This is a genomic window from Cellulomonas persica (assembly GCF_007989825.1).
Taxonomy (GTDB): Bacteria; Actinomycetota; Actinomycetes; order Actinomycetales; family Cellulomonadaceae; genus Cellulomonas; species Cellulomonas persica.
In genome coordinates this window covers 34,732-51,455 of record NZ_BJUA01000013.1, presented here as the reverse complement: position 1 = coordinate 51,455, position 16,724 = coordinate 34,732, and the positions used below count along the sequence as shown (strand labels likewise).

The 16,724-nt window shown below is 75.8% G+C and carries 12 protein-coding genes; 3 read left to right on the top strand and 9 right to left on the bottom strand.

Going from position 1 to position 16,724, the window contains the following annotated elements:
• Positions 1 to 37: 37 nt before the first annotated feature.
• The 6 genes from rny to CPE01_RS12845 form a co-directional block, all read right to left on the bottom strand.
• Positions 38 to 1,564 (bottom strand): ribonuclease Y, encoded by a 1,527-nt coding sequence (gene rny / locus CPE01_RS12870; protein WP_146807223.1) that lies wholly within the window; start codon positions 1,562 to 1,564, stop codon positions 38 to 40.
• Between the two features lie 228 nt (positions 1,565 to 1,792).
• Positions 1,793 to 2,395: a regulatory protein RecX gene (locus tag CPE01_RS12865; protein WP_146807222.1), complete on the bottom strand. Its 603-nt coding sequence runs from the start codon at positions 2,393 to 2,395 to the stop codon at positions 1,793 to 1,795.
• 171 nt (positions 2,396 to 2,566) lie between these two features.
• The gene (gene recA / locus CPE01_RS12860) at positions 2,567 to 3,610 is read right to left on the bottom strand and encodes a recombinase RecA (protein WP_146807221.1); all 1,044 of its coding nucleotides are present in this window, start codon (positions 3,608 to 3,610) and stop codon (positions 2,567 to 2,569) included.
• A gap of 285 nt (positions 3,611 to 3,895) precedes the next feature.
• Entirely contained in the window at positions 3,896 to 4,744 is an 849-nt protein-coding gene (locus CPE01_RS12855; RefSeq protein WP_246783934.1) for an MBL fold metallo-hydrolase, read from the bottom strand.
• 1 nt (position 4,745) lies between these two features.
• The gene (locus CPE01_RS12850; RefSeq protein WP_146807220.1) at positions 4,746 to 6,857 is read right to left on the bottom strand and encodes an alkaline phosphatase family protein; all 2,112 of its coding nucleotides are present in this window, start codon (positions 6,855 to 6,857) and stop codon (positions 4,746 to 4,748) included.
• Between the two features lie 18 nt (positions 6,858 to 6,875).
• Complete coding sequence (locus CPE01_RS12845; RefSeq protein ID WP_146807219.1) at positions 6,876 to 7,109, bottom strand: DUF3046 domain-containing protein; 234 nt, start codon at positions 7,107 to 7,109, stop codon at positions 6,876 to 6,878.
• Positions 7,110 to 7,253: 144 nt separating this feature from the next.
• Between CPE01_RS12845 and CPE01_RS12840 the strand changes: the two genes are divergently transcribed.
• Both CPE01_RS12840 and CPE01_RS12835 read left to right on the top strand, forming a co-directional pair.
• Positions 7,254 to 12,410 (top strand): Lhr family ATP-dependent helicase, encoded by a 5,157-nt coding sequence (locus CPE01_RS12840; protein WP_146807218.1) that lies wholly within the window; start codon positions 7,254 to 7,256, stop codon positions 12,408 to 12,410.
• Positions 12,411 to 12,473: 63 nt separating this feature from the next.
• The gene (locus CPE01_RS12835) at positions 12,474 to 13,232 is read left to right on the top strand and encodes a DNA-formamidopyrimidine glycosylase family protein (protein WP_146807217.1); all 759 of its coding nucleotides are present in this window, start codon (positions 12,474 to 12,476) and stop codon (positions 13,230 to 13,232) included.
• A 232-nt stretch (positions 13,233 to 13,464) separates the two neighbouring features.
• On the opposite strand, the gene CPE01_RS12830 is transcribed toward CPE01_RS12835, so the two are convergent.
• The 3 genes from CPE01_RS12830 to pgsA form a co-directional block, all read right to left on the bottom strand.
• Entirely contained in the window at positions 13,465 to 13,806 is a 342-nt protein-coding gene (locus CPE01_RS12830; protein ID WP_146807216.1) for a helix-turn-helix domain-containing protein, read from the bottom strand.
• Between the two features lie 298 nt (positions 13,807 to 14,104).
• Positions 14,105 to 14,626 carry a CinA family protein gene (locus CPE01_RS12825; RefSeq protein ID WP_146807265.1) on the bottom strand — a complete coding sequence of 174 codons (522 nt, stop codon included), beginning with the start codon at positions 14,624 to 14,626 and terminating at the stop codon, positions 14,105 to 14,107.
• Between the two features lie 62 nt (positions 14,627 to 14,688).
• The gene (gene pgsA, locus CPE01_RS12820) at positions 14,689 to 15,276 is read right to left on the bottom strand and encodes a CDP-diacylglycerol--glycerol-3-phosphate 3-phosphatidyltransferase (protein WP_146807215.1); all 588 of its coding nucleotides are present in this window, start codon (positions 15,274 to 15,276) and stop codon (positions 14,689 to 14,691) included.
• A gap of 135 nt (positions 15,277 to 15,411) precedes the next feature.
• On the opposite strand from pgsA, the gene CPE01_RS12815 reads away from it, so the two are divergent.
• Positions 15,412 to 16,722, top strand: a complete 1,311-nt coding sequence (locus CPE01_RS12815; protein ID WP_146807214.1) for a CapA family protein — start codon at positions 15,412 to 15,414, stop codon at positions 16,720 to 16,722.
• Positions 16,723 to 16,724: the final 2 nt, after the last annotated feature.

Sequence of the window (16,724 nt, the reverse complement as noted above, 5' to 3'; positions counted from 1 at the left end):
GGGCCGGGCCGGGACAGGACGGGCCGGGCAGTGTGGCTCAGCCGGCCGTCGCGCTGGCCCTGATCTCGCGCACCACAGTCACCTGGATCTCACCCGGGTACGACAGGTCGGCCTCGATGTGCCGGGCGATCGCCACCGCGAGCTGCGGCAGCGCCGCGTCGTCGACCTCCGACGGCTCGACGACCACGCGGACCTCGCGACCCGCAGACATCGCCAGCGCCCGGCGCACACCCTGGTGCGCGGCGACGAGGCTCTCGAGCTTGTCCATGCGCTCGACGTACTGGTCGAGCTCCTGACGACGTGCGCCCGGACGTCCCGCCGAGACGGCGTCGGCGACCTGCACGACGACGGCCTCGACGGTCTCGAGCGGCACCTCGTCGTGGTGCGCGGCGATCGCGTTCACGACGACCTCGCTCTCGCCGTGGCGGCGCGCGAGATCCGCCCCCACGGACGCGTGCGAGCCGGGCACCTCGTTCGTGAGCGCCTTGCCGATGTCGTGCAGGAACGCAGCCCGCCGGGCAACCGACTCCTGCGCGCCCAGCTCCGCGGCGATCGAGCCCGCGAGCAGCGCGCTCTCGACGAGGTGCTCGAGCACGTTCTGCCCGTAGGACGTGCGCAGCCGCAGCCGCCCGAGCGCCCGCACGAGCACGGGGTGCAGGTCCTGCACCCCGGCACGCTCGGCTGCGTCGTGCCCCGCGGCGACCGCGCGCTCGTCCGCGCCGGCGAGCGCCTCGGCGTACGCAGCCTCGATGCGCTGGGGCTGGATGCGGCCGTCGGTCATGAGCGCCTCGAGCATGACCTGGGCGATCTCGCGCCGCTCGGCGTCGAAGCACGACAGCACCACGGCGTCGGGCTGCTCGTCCACCAGGACGTTGACGCCCGTGAGCGCCTCGAAGGAGCGGATGTTGCGCCCCTCCTTGCCGATGATCCGGCCCTTCATCTCGTCCGAGGGCAGCGGGAGCACGGTGAGCGCGGACTGCGCGCTGGTCGCGACGGCCGTGCGCTGCGCCGCGGTCGCGACGATGCGGCGCGCGCGGGCCTCGGCGGTGCGCCTCGCCTGGGCCTCGGCGCGACGGACGTACGACGACGCCTCGTTCTGCGCCTGCTCGGTGATGCGACGCGTGAGCGCCTCGCGCGCCTCGTCGACCGTGAGGCCGGTGACGGACTCGAGCTCGGCCCGGGCGCGTGAGCGTGCGTCGTCGAGCGCAGCCTGCGCCTGCTGCTGCGCGAGCGCGAGCTGAGCGGCGGCGTCACGCTCGGCCGCAGCCAGCGCACGCTCGGCCGCGCGCTCCGACTGTGCGGCGACGCGCTCGTGCTCGCGCGCGCGCTGCTCGGCCTCGGCGGCGGTGGTCTGTGCGGCGGCAGCGGTCTCGTCGCGCTCGCGTGCCCGCTGCTCGCGCCGCTCGGCGCTCGCCAGCAGCGCGCGCGCCTCGTCCTTGATCTCCGCGACGTCCTTCTCGGCCTGCTCACGCTGGGCGCCGGCCTCGCGACGCGCGACGAGCACGAGGATCAACGCGACCAGGCACGCGCCGAGCAGCCCGACGATGGTCGCGATCTCGCCCACGCCGCACCTCCGCTCGTCGCTCCACGAGTGCGTCGGCGACCGGCGCCGGGCCGACCGTCACGCCGCGCCGGGCACGCGCCCCGCGTCGGCCCATTGTCACCCACCTGCGCCGCCAGCCAGGCCCGCGACACCCGGCTTCACCCTCCTGGGCACCGAGGTGCTCCCCGCCTTCTGCACTGGTCAACGGCGTGAGGGCGACCGGGCGGAAGACGCGCGGCGTCGGGCGGCTCAGTCCGCGGGCGACCAGTCGCCGTCGTCGGACGACGCGTCGTCGCCCTCGGCGGCCAGCTCCTCGCGTGCGAGACGGAGCACGAGCGACGGCGCGTAGCCCTTGCGACCGAGGGCGCCCACGACGCGGCGCAGACGCGTCTGCGTGTCGAGCCCCGCGGTGGACGCGAGCTTGCGCCGGACGAGGTGACGCGCGGCCTGCTCCTCGTCGTCGGCATCGACCTGTTCGAGCGCCGCAGACGCGGACTCCTCGTCGATCCCCCGCCGGCGCAGCTCGACGGCGATCGCCCGCCGCGACAGACCGCGCTCCGCGTGGCGCGTCCGCACGAGCATGCGCGCGTACTCGGCGTCATCCACCAGGCCCACCTCGGTGAACCGGTCGAGCACGCGTGCCGCCACGTCCTCGGGCACGTCGCGCCGGGCCATCGCCTCCTCGAGCTGAGCCCGGCTGCGCGGAGCACCGGTCAGGAGGCGCAACGCGATCGCGCGCGCGACGGACTCGGGATCGGGCTCGGCGTCGACCGCGGCGGCACCCGTCGACGGCGGCTCCTGGGAGCGCCGGCGACGGGACGCCGCACCGGGGTACTGCGCACCACGTGCCATGTCAGCCCATCCGGGTCTCACGGGCCATCCGGGTGCCGCGGGCCATCCGGGTGTCGCGGGGCATCCGGGTGCCGCGCGCGCCGCGGCCTGCCCGCGCCGCTCCCGCGCGTCCCCGGACGGGGACACGCGGGAGCCCGTCACGCAGAGGCCGTCCGCTCAGCGGTCGCCCGCTCAGAAGTCGACCTTCGCCGCAGGGTCGGCCGGCGCGTCCACGCGCGCACCGATACCGAGCTTCTCCTTGATCTTCTTGTCGAGCTCGTCGGCGAGGTCGGGGTTGTCGCGCAGGAACTTGCGCGCGTTCTCCTTGCCCTGCCCGAGCTGGTCCCCCTCGTAGGTGAACCAGGCACCCGACTTGCGGACGAACCCGTGCTCGACGCCGAGGTCGATGAGCGAGCCCTCACGCGAGATGCCGACGCCGTAGAGGATGTCGAACTCCGCCTGCTTGAACGGCGGCGACATCTTGTTCTTCACGACCTTGACGCGCGTGCGGTTGCCGACCGCGTCGGTGCCCTCCTTGAGGGTCTCGATGCGACGGATGTCCATGCGCACGGAGGCGTAGAACTTGAGCGCCTTGCCACCGGTCGTGGTCTCGGGCGAACCGAAGAACACGCCGATCTTCTCGCGCAGCTGGTTGATGAAGATCGCGGTGGTCCCGGACTGGTTGAGCGCGCCGGTGATCTTGCGCAGCGCCTGCGACATGAGGCGCGCCTGGAGGCCGACGTGGCTGTCCCCCATCTCACCCTCGATCTCGGCCTTGGGCACGAGCGCCGCGACCGAGTCGATGACGATGATGTCGATCGCGCCCGAGCGGATCAGCATGTCCATGATCTCGAGCGCCTGCTCGCCCGTGTCCGGCTGGGAGACGAGGAGCGCGTCGGTGTCGACGCCGAGCTTCTTGGCGTACTCGGGGTCCAGCGCGTGCTCGGCGTCGATGAACGCCGCGATGCCGCCGGCCTTCTGCGCGTTGGCGACCGCGTGCAGCGCGACCGTCGTCTTGCCCGAGGACTCCGGGCCGTAGATCTCGATGATGCGACCGCGCGGCAGACCGCCGATGCCGAGCGCGACGTCGAGCGCGATCGACCCGGTCGGGATCACCTCGACCGGCGCGCGACCCTCGTCGCCGAGGCGCATGATCGAGCCCTTGCCGAACTGACGGTCGATCTGGGAGAGAGCGGCCTCGAGGGCCTTCTCGCGGTCCTGGGGTGCAGGAGGCATGGTGCTCACCTTCGTCTCGGCAGCGAGTGTCGCTGCGGCTTACGGGGGCTGGTCTCGTCGTCGCGGTGACGTTATGCCCGACCACCGACACCCGCGCGTGCCACCTGCCCGGACTGGGGACGGACCCTGCACGGGTCCGGTCTGGGGACGGGTGGGCGACACGTTCGTCGTCACCGCGACCCACACTACCGAACAGACGTTCGATCGCGCGCGACACGCCGGGAACCCGTCGGCAGGAGCTCGCCGCGCAGCCGGACGGACGCAGACGGACCCCGCCACGACCGCTCACACGTGCGGGAGCCGCACCTGCTCCCCCGGCTCGAGCACGTGGACGGCGCACGGCGACGGACCGCGCGCGACAGCCGCCGCGAACGCGGGACCCGCGGCGTCCATCCAGCCCGGCGGCAGCCGCCGTGACACGGGCGCGTGCAGCGTCCCCCAGTGCACGGGCACGGCCGTCGTCGCCCCGACGACCTCGACCGCGCGCGCGGCCTGCACGGGGTCCATGTGCCCGCCGGACAGCCGCGGGCCCCACCCGCCCACGGGCACGAGCGCGAGGTCGATCGGCCCGCCCGCGACCCGCGCGAGGTCCGCCATCTGCGGGAACGGCTCGGTGTCCCCCGCGAACCACACGCGCGCGCTCGGCGCGACCACGAGGAACCCCACGGCCGCGTTCGGCCGGTGCGGCATCGGGCGGTGCCCGTGCACCGCGGTCACCGGCAGCACGGCCACCGACGTGCCCGGCACCTGCCACCACGTCCCCTCCGGGACCCCGACCGCGCGCACGCCGTGGTGGCGCAGCCAGTGCGCGTTGGTGGGCGCCGTGACCACGGGGGTGCCGGCGACGAGCTCGAGCGAGCCGAGCTCGGCGTGGTCGTGGTGCAGGTGCGAGACGAGCACGGCGTCCGGCTCGCCCCAGTCCTCGCGCAGCGGCGCGCGCCCGCGCCGGCGCAGCAGCCCTGCGTGCCGACGCAGCAACGGGTCTGTCAGCAGCCGCACGCGGCCGCCCGTCCCGGGGTCCGCGGGCAGGTCCAGCACCACGCTCGCGTGCCCGAGCCAGCGCACGGTGACGTCCCGCGGGGCGTCCGACGGCGGGGCGTGCGACGGCACCACGCTCGTCTCGCGTCCGGTCACGTCACGCCCCGCGCAGCCCGTTGCGCTCGGCCCAGCGCACGAGCTGGGCGTGCACGGCCTCCGCCCCGACGAGCAGCTCGTCGTCGCCGACGGGCTCACGCAGGTCGTCGTCGACGGACCAGTCCGCCGGGTGCAGCAGCAGCGCGCTGTTCTGGTGCCCGCCGATCCCGCCGTGCGACCCCACCTGGCCCTCGAACGCGTGCACGTGCCCGCGCGCGGTGACGCGTGAGACCAGCAGCACGTCGCCCGTGTGCGGCAGCCGCGCCGCGCGCGCGAGGTCGGCGCGCGCACGCGGCCCGTACGGCGCGAGCGGGTCCTCGCCCTCGACCGCGGTCTCGCCGTCCCGGGGCTCGAGCAGCGCGAGCCCGCGCGCGCCGAACGCGACGAGCCCGCGCTCGTGCGTGTCGACCACGACCACGCCGACGCCCGGCCGGGCCGCCAGCCCCGCGACGAGCGCGGGCCAGCGCTCCTGCAGCTCCTCGAGCACCAGGCGGTGGTCCACCCGCGGGAACCACACGAGGCCCAGGTTGCCCGACCCGACGACGACCACCTCGGGCGGCTCGGGTGCTCCGGCCGCGCGTGCCCGGCCGGATCCACGCCCCGCGTCCGGCCCCATCGCGCGGCTCCCGCCGGACCCCACGACGCTCGTGACGAGCGCGTTCAACGGGCCCCAGTCCTCGCCCGTGCCGCTCTCGAGCCCGCTCGCCTCGGGACGCGCCATGAGCTCGCGCACGACGTCGATCAGCGAGCGCCCCTCGAGCTGCTCGAACGTCTCGCCGAGCGCCTGCCCGTGGTCGGACAGCACGACGACGCGGTAGTCGCGCGGCGCGACCAGCATCGCCTGCTCGAGCGTCCGCAGCACCCGGTCGAGTCCCTCGAGCGCACGCAGCGACTCGGGCCTCGTCGGCCCGGCGTGGTGCGCGATCTCGTCGTAGTCCACGAGGTCGACGAACACGGCCGGGTCCCCGCGCACCAGCGCCTCGGCGACGAGCGACGTCGACAGGTCGCGCATGAGCACGTTCGTCACGCCGCGCAGCAGCACGTACCACCCGCCGCGCGAGATCCGTGGCCGCACGTCGCGCACGCTCTGCCGGCGCGCCTGGTAGAGCTCCTTGACGATCTCGCCCGCCGTGAGCGAGACGGCACGCGCGAGGACGAACGGGCTCGCGAAGAACCGCACGAACTCCGCGCCCGGCCCGAGTCCTGCGCCCGACCCGTCCGGACCGCGGTTGCGCGTCCGGCTCATGACGACGTACGCGCGCTCCGCGTCGCCCGTGAACATCGTCGAGACCGCGGTGCCGCCGCCCGCGAGCAGACCCTTGCCGTTCGTCATGCGCGCCTCGACGAGCGCCGCGTCGGCCGGGTGGTTCGTCACGACGAGCCGCCCCAGGTCGCGGTCCCACCAGCGGAACGCGGGGATCTCCCCCGAGTCGCCGTGCAGCAGCCCGGCCTGGCTCGCGGGCGTCGTCGACGGGACGCGTGCCCACCAGGTCTCGAGCAGGTGGGTGCCGGCCTCGAGCCAGCGCGCCATGGTCGGCGCGAGCCCCGCCTCGATCGCCTCGTGCAGCACGGGCTCGGCCACGCCGTCGAGCTGCACGACGAGCAGTCCGACGGGACGCCCGTCGACCGCGCGTGCGGGCTGCCGTCGGGCCTTGCGTCGCGCGCGGCGCAGGACGTCCGAGATGACGTAGTCGGAGTCGTTCGCGCCGATCAGCCAGCGCCCGGCGGCCATGACGACCGCCGCGATCGCGAGCACCCCGAGCACCGCCCAGCCCGAGGTGACGCGGATGCCCGGCACGAGCAGCAGCGCGCCCCACGCGAGCGCGACCTGCGCGACCAGGCCCAGCAGGAGGGCACCCATCGCGCCGAGGACGCGCGCGAGCGCACGCAGCGGGCCGCGCAGCACGAGGTCGCCGACGAACACGACGAGCGCGACGAGCAGGACGGCCGACGCACGGGCCGCCTCGACGCCGTCGACCACGGCCACGGCGATCGCGAGCCCGGCGGCGGTCGAGACGAGGCCCGCGAGCGCGTCCCCGAGGTCCGCGAGCGTGGGCCACCACGCGAGCCGGCCCGGACGACGAGCGGCGGAGACCTCCGCGCGCTCGCTCACCGGACGCTCACCGTCCGCTCAGCGGCGCGGCGGGGCGGGCCGGCGCTGGTCGGCCCCCCACCTGCGCGACTCGGGGATGTCGAGCTCGTCGCACAGCGCGTGCCACACGGTGCGGGGGTCCTGCCCGTCCTCGAGCGCCGCCGCGGCCGTCCGGTTGTCGAGCGCGCCCACGACGAGCGTCGCGACGAGCTCACGCCCGTGCGCGCTGCCGAGGACCTCCTCGACCAGCTCCCAGAACTCGCTGTACCTCACGGCGTCAGCCTGTCACGGACCACGGACGGCGCGCAGCACACGACCGGCAGGTCGACCAGGCGTCCGTCGCGCGCCGACCGGCTCGTCGGGGCCGGCTGCCTCGACGAGGCCGCGGATGTGGGCGGGGCCTGCGACGATGGCGCCGTGGTGCTCACCCGGTTCTCCGAGCCGACCCGGTCGTGGTTCTCGGGCGCGTTCGCCGAGCCGACCGCGGCCCAGCTCGGCGCGTGGGACGCCGTCTCGGGCGGGCGGCACGCGCTCGTCGTGGCGCCCACGGGCTCGGGCAAGACGCTCGCCGCCTTCCTGTGGGCCCTGGACGGCCTCCTGACCGGACCGCCGCCGCAGGACCCCGCGCTGCGCTGCCGCGTGCTGTACGTCTCCCCGCTCAAGGCGCTCGCGACCGACGTCGAGCGCAACCTGCGCTCGCCGCTCGTCGGGATCCGCCAGGCGGCCACGCGCCTGGGGACCACGCTCCCGGACGTCGCGGTCGGCATCCGCACGGGCGACACGCCCCCGTCGGAGCGACGCGCGTTCGCGACGCGACCCCCGGACGTGCTCATCACGACGCCCGAGTCGCTCTACCTCGTCCTGACCTCGGGCGCCCGGGCGGGACTCGCGGGAGTCCGGACAGTGATCGTCGACGAGATCCACGCCGTCGCCGGCACCAAGCGCGGCGCGCACCTCGCGCTGTCCCTCGAACGGCTCGACGCCCTCCTGGAGGCGGGCGGGCACGCACCTGCGCAGCGGATCGGGCTGTCCGCCACCGTCCAGCCCGTCGAGCCGGTCGCGGGCTTCCTGGCCGGCGCGCGCCCGCCGCACGAGGGCGGCCGCGAGGTGGTCGTCGTGCAGCCGCCGTCCACCAAGCAGATCGCGGTGGACGTCGTCGTGCCGGTCCCGGACCTGACGGACCTCGCGAGCGCCCCCACGCCCGGGGGCGGCACGCCCGACGACGAGGGCCCGGACCTGTCGGGAGCGGCCCACAGCCCCCAGCGCCGCGCGTCGGTCTGGCCGCACGTCGAGGAGCGCGTCGTCGACCTCGTGGCCGAGCACCGCTCGACGCTCGTGTTCACCAACTCGCGGCGCGGCGCGGAGCGCCTCACGTCGCGCATGAACGAGGTGTGGGCCCAGCGCCAGGGGCTGGACGTCGCGGACCCCGGCGAGCTGCACGCGGCTTCCGTGCCCGGGCAGTCCGGCACGGGCGTCGGGATCGACACGCGCGACGCGAGCGGCATCCTCGCGCGGGCGCATCACGGGTCCATGAGCCGGGCCGAGCGCACCCGCACCGAGTCCGAGCTCAAGGCCGGCGCGCTGCCCGCGGTCGTCGCCACGAGCTCGCTCGAGCTCGGGATCGACATGGGCGCGGTCGACCTCGTCGTGCAGGTCGGCGCACCGCCGTCGGTCGCGAGCGGCCTGCAGCGGATCGGCCGCGCGGGCCACCAGGTCGGTGCCGTCTCGCGCGGCGTGGTCTTCCCGACGTACCGGGGCGAGCTCGTGGCCGCGGCGGTCACGGCCCAGCGCATGCGCAGCGGCGAGCTCGAGCCGCTCGCGATCCCGAGCAACCCGCTCGACGTCCTCGCGCAGCAGGTCGTCGCGATGGTCGCGGTCGACGACTGGCCGGTCGACGAGCTGGCACGCGTCGTGCGCCGCGCGGCGCCGTTCAGCCAGCTCGGCGACGCGACCCTGCGCGCGGTGCTCGACATGCTCGCGGGCCGGTACCCGAGCGAGGAGTTCGCCGAGCTGCGTCCACGCCTCGTGTGGGACCGCGTGCGGGACGTGCTCACGGGCCGGCCGGGCGCGCTGCGGCTCGCGGTCACGAGCGGCGGCACGATCCCCGACCGCGGCATGTACGGCGTGTTCCTGGCCACGGGCTCGGCGGACGGCGTGCCCGTCGACCCCGAGGTCTCGGGCGGGCGCACACGCGGCGGCAAGCGCGTCGGCGAGCTCGACGAGGAGATGGTCTACGAGTCGCGTGCCGGCGACACGTTCACGCTCGGCTCGAGCACGTGGCGCATCGAGCAGATCACGACGGACCGGGTGCTGGTCTCCCCCGCGCCCGGGCTGCCCGGGCGGCTGCCGTTCTGGAAGGGCGACGCGCCGGGCCGGCCCGCGGCGCTGGGTCAGGCGATGGGTGCGTGGGTGCGCGAGCTCGTCGCGCTCGACGACGAGGACGCGCGGCTCGCCGCGACCGCGGCGGGCCTCGACGCCTGGGCGGCCGACAACCTGCTCGCCTACCTGCGCGAGCAGCAGACAGCCACGGGTGAGGTGCCGAGCGACACCGCGGTGGTCGTCGAGCGGTTCCGCGACGAGCTCGGCGACTGGCGGATCGTCATCCACTCGCCGTACGGCGCGCGCGTGCACGCGCCGTGGGCCGTGGTGCTGGGCGCGCGGCTGCGCGAGCGGTACGGCGTGGACGCCGCGGCGATGCACTCCGACGACGGGATCGTCCTGCGGCTGCCCGACATGCTCGACGCCGAGCTCGACGAGCTGTGGCCGGTCGACGGGCTCGACAGCCGCAGCGGGCCGCCGCCGACCTCCGGCGGCCCGGGTCTCGACCTGGCCGACCTGCTCGTCGACGCCGACGACGTCGTGACGCAGGTCCGCTCCGAGCTCGGCTCGTCGGCGCTGTTCGGCGCGCGCTTCCGCGAGGCCGCCGGACGCGCCCTGCTGCTCCCCCGCCGTCGGCCGGACCGCCGCAGCCCGCTGTGGCAGCAGCGCCAGCGCGCCGCGCAGCTCCTGTCGGTCGCCGCGCAGTACCCCGACTTCCCCATCCTGCTCGAGGCGACGCGCGAGTGCCTGCAGGACGACTTCGACACCGCTGCGCTCGCCGAGCTCATGCGCGGGATCTCGACCGGGCGCGTGCGGGTGCTCGAGGTGACGACACCCGCGCCCTCGCCGTTCGCGCAGTCCCTGCTCATGGGCTACACCGCGCAGTTCCTGTACGACGGGGACGCGCCGCTCGCCGAGCGCCGGGCCGCGGCGCTCACGCTCGACCCGACACTCCTGGCCGAGCTGCTCGGCCAGGGCGGCGAGTCCCAGCTCGCGGACCTGCTCGACCCCGAGGCGGTGCTCGAGACGGAGGCCGAGCTGTCCGGCCGCGCGCCGGACCGGCAGGCGACGACGATCGAGCAGCTCGCCGACACCGTGCGCCGGCACGGCCCGCTGACGGTCGCCGAGCTGATGACCCGCACCGCGCCCGCCGCGCACGACCACGTGGCGACGTGGCTCGCCGAGCTCGCCGACGCGCGTCGGCTGATCGAGGTGCGCCTCGCGGGCGTGCCGCCGCACCGCGCGACGCAGTGGGCCGCGATCGAGGACGCGGGGCGGCTGCGGGACGCGCTCGGCGTGGCGCTGCCCGTCGGCGTGCCCGAGGCGTTCACCGAGGTCCTGCCCGACCCCGTCGGGGACCTCGCGCGCCGGTACGCCCGCACGCACGGCCCGTTCACCGCGACCGCGCTCGCCGCGCGCTACGGCTGGGGTGTCGCGATCGCGCACCATGCGCTCGCCCGCCTGGAGAGCGCGGGCGTGCTCGTGCGCGGTCGGCTGCGACCCACCGAGCTCGGCGGGACGGGCGACGAGTTCTGCGACGCCAACGTGCTGCGCACGCTGCGGCGGCGCTCGCTCGCGGCGCTGCGGTCGCAGGTCGAGCCCGTCGACCCGCGCTCGCTGGGAGTCTTCCTGCCGCGCTGGCAGTCGGTCGTGCCCGTGCTGGGGCGTGCGAGCGACGGCCTGCGCGGAGTGGACGGTGTCGCCCGCGTCGTCGAGCAGCTCGCGGGCTTCGCCGTCCCGGCCTCGGCGCTCGAGGCGCACGTCCTGCCGTCGCGCGTCGTCGACTACCGCCCGGAGATGCTCGACGAGCTCACGGCCGCCGGCGAGGTGGTGTGGGCCGGGCACGCCGCGCTGCCGGGCCACGACGGCCTGGTCTCGCTGCACCCGGCGGCCGTCGCGGACCTCACGCTGCCCGCCCCCGTGCCCGACGAGCTCACGCCGTCACCGGTCCGCGACGCGGTCCTGGACTGTCTGGCCGACGGCGGCGCGTGGTTCGTGGGCGCGCTCGTCGCGCGCGTGGCCGAACGGCTCGCCCAGCACGAGCGTGCGCGCGAGCAGGAGCACGGCCAGGAGCTCGCGTCCGGCGACGAGCAGCATCGGCCGGCTTCCGGTCACGTGAGCGAGCGCGAGATCGCGGCCGCGCTGTGGGAGCTCGTGTGGGCCGGACAGGTCACCAACGACTCGCTCGCGCCCCTGCGCGCGTGGCTGGGCTCGGGCAGCACCGCCCACCGCACGCGCCCCGCGGCGCCGCGCGGTCGCGCGCTGCGTCCTCGCCTCGGGCTGCGCGGGCCCGGCATGGCCTCGGCCGGGGCGCTCGGTCGCCCGGGTGCGAGCGCGGCGAGCGCCGCGGGCCGCTGGTCGCTCCTGCCGGCGCGCGAGCCCGACCCGACCCTGCGCGCGCACGCGCTCGCCGCGCAGCTCCTGGACCGCCACGGCGTGCTGACGCGCGCCGTCGCCCCGCTCGAGGGGATCGGTGCGCGTTTCGGCGACGTGTACCGCGTGCTCGGGGCGCTCGAGCAGGGCGGTCAGGTGCGCCGCGGGTACTTCGTCGAACGGCTCGGCGGCTCGCAGTTCGCGCTGCCCGGCGCGGTCGACCAGCTGCGCGCCGACGCCGCGACCGTGCAGGCGGCGCGCGACCGGGCCGTCGAGCTGCGCGACGAGCGCCCGGGCGCTGCACCGCCGTCCACCGACGCATGGGCGCTGCCGGGAGCGGGAGCGACCGGTTCGGGCACGGCGAGGGCAGGCACGGCGAGGGCAGGCACAGCAGGGGCAGGCATGACCAGGTCAGGCGCGGCGGCGGGCGCTGCGACGGCGGGCTCCGGAGCGTCCGCCGACGCGCCGCGCCGGTACGGCGCCGGTCCCCACCCCGTCGTCGTCGTGCTGGCCGCGACCGACCCCGCGAACCCCTACGGCGGCTCGCTCGCGTGGCCCGACCGACCGGCGGCCGACGGCACGGGCCACCGGCCTGGGCGCAAGGCGGGGTCGCTCGTCGTGCTCGTCGACGGCGGTCTTGCGCTCTACCTCGAACGCGGCGGCCGCACGGTGCTGTCGTTCGCGGAGGACGACGAGACGCTCGCCGCGGCCGCACGCGGGCTCGCCGCCGTCGTCGCGCGCACCGGCCGGCTGACCATCACGCGGATCGACGGCGCGGCGGTGCTCGCGGACGGCGCCGTCCACTCGCCCGCGGGACGGGCTCTGGTCGCGGCGGGCTTCGCGACCACGCCGCGCGGGCTGCGGCTCGGGACGGACCGGTGACGCGCACGCCGCCGCGTCCGTGCACCGTCGGACGGCGGTCGGGCACCGTGAGGGCGGTCCGCGGTGCCTGAGGGAGACATCCTGCGCCGGACGGCGACCCGGCTCGACGAGGCGCTCGCGGGTCAGGTGCTCGAGCGCGCCGAGCTGCGCTGGCCGACGGCCGCGGGCGTGGACCTCGTCGGACGGACCGTGCTCGGCACCCGGCCCTACGGCAAGCACCTGCTCACGCGGTTCGACGACGGCCGCACGCTGCACACGCACCTGCGCATGGACGGCGAGTGGCGGATCGCGCGTACCGGTACACCCGCGGCGCGGGGTCGGTCCGAGGAGGTGCGGGCACTGCTCGCGACGTCACGCTGGACCGCGTACGGCAGGCTGCTCGGCATGCTCGACGTGCTCCCGACGCGCGACGAGCCCCGCCTCCTGGGTCATCTGGGCCCCGACGTGCTCGCCGACGAGCTCGACCTCGACGAGGTCCTCGAGCGGTGGCGGGCGGCCGGGCAGACGCCCGCCGCCGAGGTGCTGCTCGACCAGCGGGTTGCGGCGGGCATCGGGACGATCTACTGCGCCGAATCGCTGTTCGCGCTGCGTCTGTGGCCCTGGACACCCGCCGACGAGGTGCCCGACCCGGTGCGCCTCTACCGGACCGCGCGGCAGCAGATGCAGCGCTCGGTGCTCACGGGGTTCCCACCCGGTCGCGTGCACGGGCGGCTGCGGCAGCCCTGCCCGCGCTGCGGCACGCCCGTCGCGGTCGGTCAGGCGCGCCGGCCCCCGATGCAACGGCCGGTCTTCTACTGCCCGACCTGCCAGCGAGCCCGGTGACCCCGGGGCGCACGGTCGGCAGCGCGCGAGAGAGCCAGGCATCCGAGGGGCGCACGCATCGGGCACGGGTCCGACGGAATCGGCACCGGGCACAGACGCCGTACGCCCCGGACAGCGGCTGTCCGGGGCGTACGGGAAGTCGATCGTGCGGGAAAGTCGGGGCAGCGCACCCGTGCACTGCGGCGCGGCAGGCCGCGGTGCGTGCCCTGCGGTGGGCTGACGACCGCGGTCGTCAGCCGATCGGCGCGAGCTCCGAGCGCGTGCGCGCCCAGCCACCCTCGCCCGTGCAACCCATCGACGCTGCCAGGTCCGCGGGGACCGTGTCCGGGATGAGCAGACCCTCGGCGACCGCGACGCGGTCGCTCACCTCGCGCAGCACGAGCGACATCGGCACGTCGAGCGCCACGCAGATGCTCTGCAGCAGCTCCGACGACGCCTCCTTCTGCCCTCGCTCGACCTCGCTCAGGTACCCGAGCGAGACCCGTGCTGCCGACGAGACCTCACGAAGGGTCCGGCCCTGGCGCTGGCGCGCATCCCGCAGCACATCGCCGATCTCACGACGGAGAACGACCATCGGGGCTCCCCCTCTCGTCTCGTCCGTCCGGCCGACGGTCCTGCCGTCCGACCGGAGTGTCGGACCAGTCGGCACGTCCCGTGCCGGCTGGCGTGTCGCCTCGCGTGTCGACGTCCTGTCCGCCGACACCTTTCCACCGTACCTTGCGCCGCCCACACGCGCGGGCGTGCGGCGGACGGGAGGTCGAGTGTTCATCACGCTGGCTCCAACGTCCGAGCACGTCGTCGTGTTCCCGGGCCGGTCGAGCCCGCCACGACCACACGTGAGGATTCACCCGCGTGTGCGGGACGCGCGCGTGTCACGCCGTGTCGGGGCCGCCTGCCCGCTCGTCACCGGACCCGTCGGCCAGCTCGCGGAGCAGGCGCAACGCGGCCTCGACCGTCCGCTCCCGCACCATCGCCCGGTCCCCCACGAGGTGCCACGAACGCACCGCCTGTGCGTCCGGCGTCACCACGGCGACGTGCACGGTGCCGGGCGGCTTGCCGTCCTGCTCGTCGGGCCCGGCGACCCCCGTCGTCGCGACCCCCACGTCGGCACCCAGCCGCTCGCGCACGCCGGCGGCCATCCGCAGCGCGACGTCCGGGTCGACGGGACCGCGCCGGGCCAGCAGGCCGTCGGGCACGCCGAGCAGGGTCGCCTTGAGCTCGGTCGCGTATGCGACCACGGCCCCGCGGTGGACCAGCGAGGCGCCCGGCACGTCGACGATGCGGGCGCTGAGCAGCCCGCCCGTGAGCGACTCCGCCACGGCGAGCGTCCAGCCGCGCTCGCGCAGCGCCCGAAGCGCCTCGGCCGCCGAGCCCGCCCCGGCCGGGTCCGGCACGACGAGGTCCGGCACGTCGGGGCCCGGGACCTCGGGGCCCGGCACGTCGGGGCCTGGCACGGCTAGATCCCCGGCGGGACGGTCGCCGTGCGGCGGATGCGGACCGCGGTCCGCACGTAGTCGAGCCCGGTCACGACCGTCACGACGAGTGCCGCCGCCATCACGACGCCCGCGAGCACCTCGACCGCGTGCGGCATCGCGAACAGCGGCAGCACGTAGAGCCCGATCGCGAACGACTGCAGCACCGTCTTGAGCTTGCCGCCGCGCGAGGCGGGCAGCACGACGTAGCGCAGCAGGAAGAACCGCATCACCGTGATGCCGAGCTCGCGGACCAGGATCACGACCGTGATCCACCAGGGCAGCTCGTCGAGCGCGGAGAGCAGGACCAGGGCCGTGCCGATGAGCAGCTTGTCGGCGATCGGGTCGAGCAGCTTGCCGAAGTCGGTGACCTGGTTGGTGCGGCGCGCGTACCAGCCGTCGATCCGGTCGGTCACCGCGGCGAGCGCGAAGACGCCGGCGGCCAGCAGGCGGTACCCGACGCTCTCGCCGCCGTCGACGAGCAGGGCCCAGCCGAACACCGGGACCAGGACCACCCGCGCGACCGTCAACACGTTCGCGAGGTTCCACGACGGCTGCGGTGCGGCACTCACCCGCACAGACTAGGTCGTGCCGGGCCCGCGCACGGGCACCTCGGGCCCACGTCCGCGCGTCGTCGTGTGCGCCGCTCGGGTGGTGCACGGCGTGCGCGTTCTCGCAGTTCGCAGCCGGGCGGCTAGGGTCCACGCGTGACTCGCCATGCCCGCTCCACCCGGCGCCGTCCCCTGGCGGCCCCGGTCCTCACCCTCGTGGTCGTCGTCGTGTGCGCGGTCGGGGCCGCAGCCGCGCTGCAGCCGTGGGACCGCGGCACCGACGAGCCCGGGCGGGCGCAACCCACCACGGCCGAGGTCACGACGAGCCCGACCCCGTCACCCACGCCCTCGCCGACGCCCGACCCGGACGCCGAGTTCACCATCGTCGCGACGGGTGACGTGCTCCCGCACCTGCCCGTCATCTCGTCGGCCACGGAGGGTGGCACCGTCGACTTCGCACCGCTGCTGGCACCCCTCGACCCGTGGGTGCAGGGTGGCGACCTGACCCTGTGCCACCTCGAGGTCCCCGTCGCCCCGGCGGGCTCGAAGCCGAGCGGCTACCCCGTGTTCGGCGCGCCCGCGCAGATCGTGCCCGGCCTGGCCGGGCAGGGCTGGGACGGCTGCTCGACCGCGTCGAACCACTCGGTGGACCGGGGCTTCGCGGGCGTCGCGGCGACGCTCGACGCGCTCGACGCCGCCGGGCTCGGCCACGTCGGTACCGCCCGGTCGCAGGCCGAGGCGGACCAGCCGCAGCTCTACACGCTCGAGCGCGCGGGTCAGTCGCTCACGGTCGCCCAGGTCGCCGCGACCTACGGCACCAACGGCATGCCCGTCGACGCGGACAAGCCGTGGTCCGTCTCGCTGATCGACGTCCCGGCGATGGTCGCCCAGGCCCGGGCCGCGCGCGCGGCCGGCGCCGACCTCGTCGTCGCGAGCGTGCACTGCTGCGTCGAGTACCAGACGGAACCGACGCCCGAGCAGCTCGAGGTCGCCCAGGAGATCGCCGCCTCGGGCGAGTTCGACCTCTACATCGGGCACCACGCGCACGTCCCGCAGCCCGTGGTGCGCCTCGACGGCGGCCCCGACGGCACCGGCATGTGGGTCGCCTACGGCCTGGGGAACTTCCTGTCCAACCAGGACGGCGCGTGCTGCTCACCCAAGACCGACTCCGGGTTGATGCTCACCGCGCACGTCAGCAGTCCGGGCGGGTTCGACGCCGAGGGCAGAGCCGCCGGACCGGCGCGCGTCACGGGGGTCGAGTGGACCGCGGTCACGGTGGACCGCAAGGGCGGGCACCGGGTGCACGCGCTGCGGGACATCGCGGACGGCACCTCGACGTTGTCCGCCTCGGAGGTCGCCGCGCGGCTCGCGCGCGTGACGGAGGCGGCCGGGACGCAGGCGCCCGAGCGGACGAGCCCGCTCACGCCGACCGGTGACGCACCGACCGTGGTGACGCGGGCGCGCTGACG

Bases quoted from the DNA above. Each gene is read 5' to 3' on its own strand.
- recA (WP_146807221.1), bottom strand. From the start codon at position 3,610: ATGCCTCCTGCACCCCAGGACCGCGAGAAGGCCCTCGAGGCCGCTCTC.
- CPE01_RS12830 (WP_146807216.1), bottom strand. From the start codon at position 13,806: ATGGTCGTTCTCCGTCGTGAGATCGGCGATGTGCTGCGGGATGCGCGC.
- CPE01_RS12865 (WP_146807222.1), bottom strand. From the start codon at position 2,395: ATGGCACGTGGTGCGCAGTACCCCGGTGCGGCGTCCCGTCGCCGGCGC.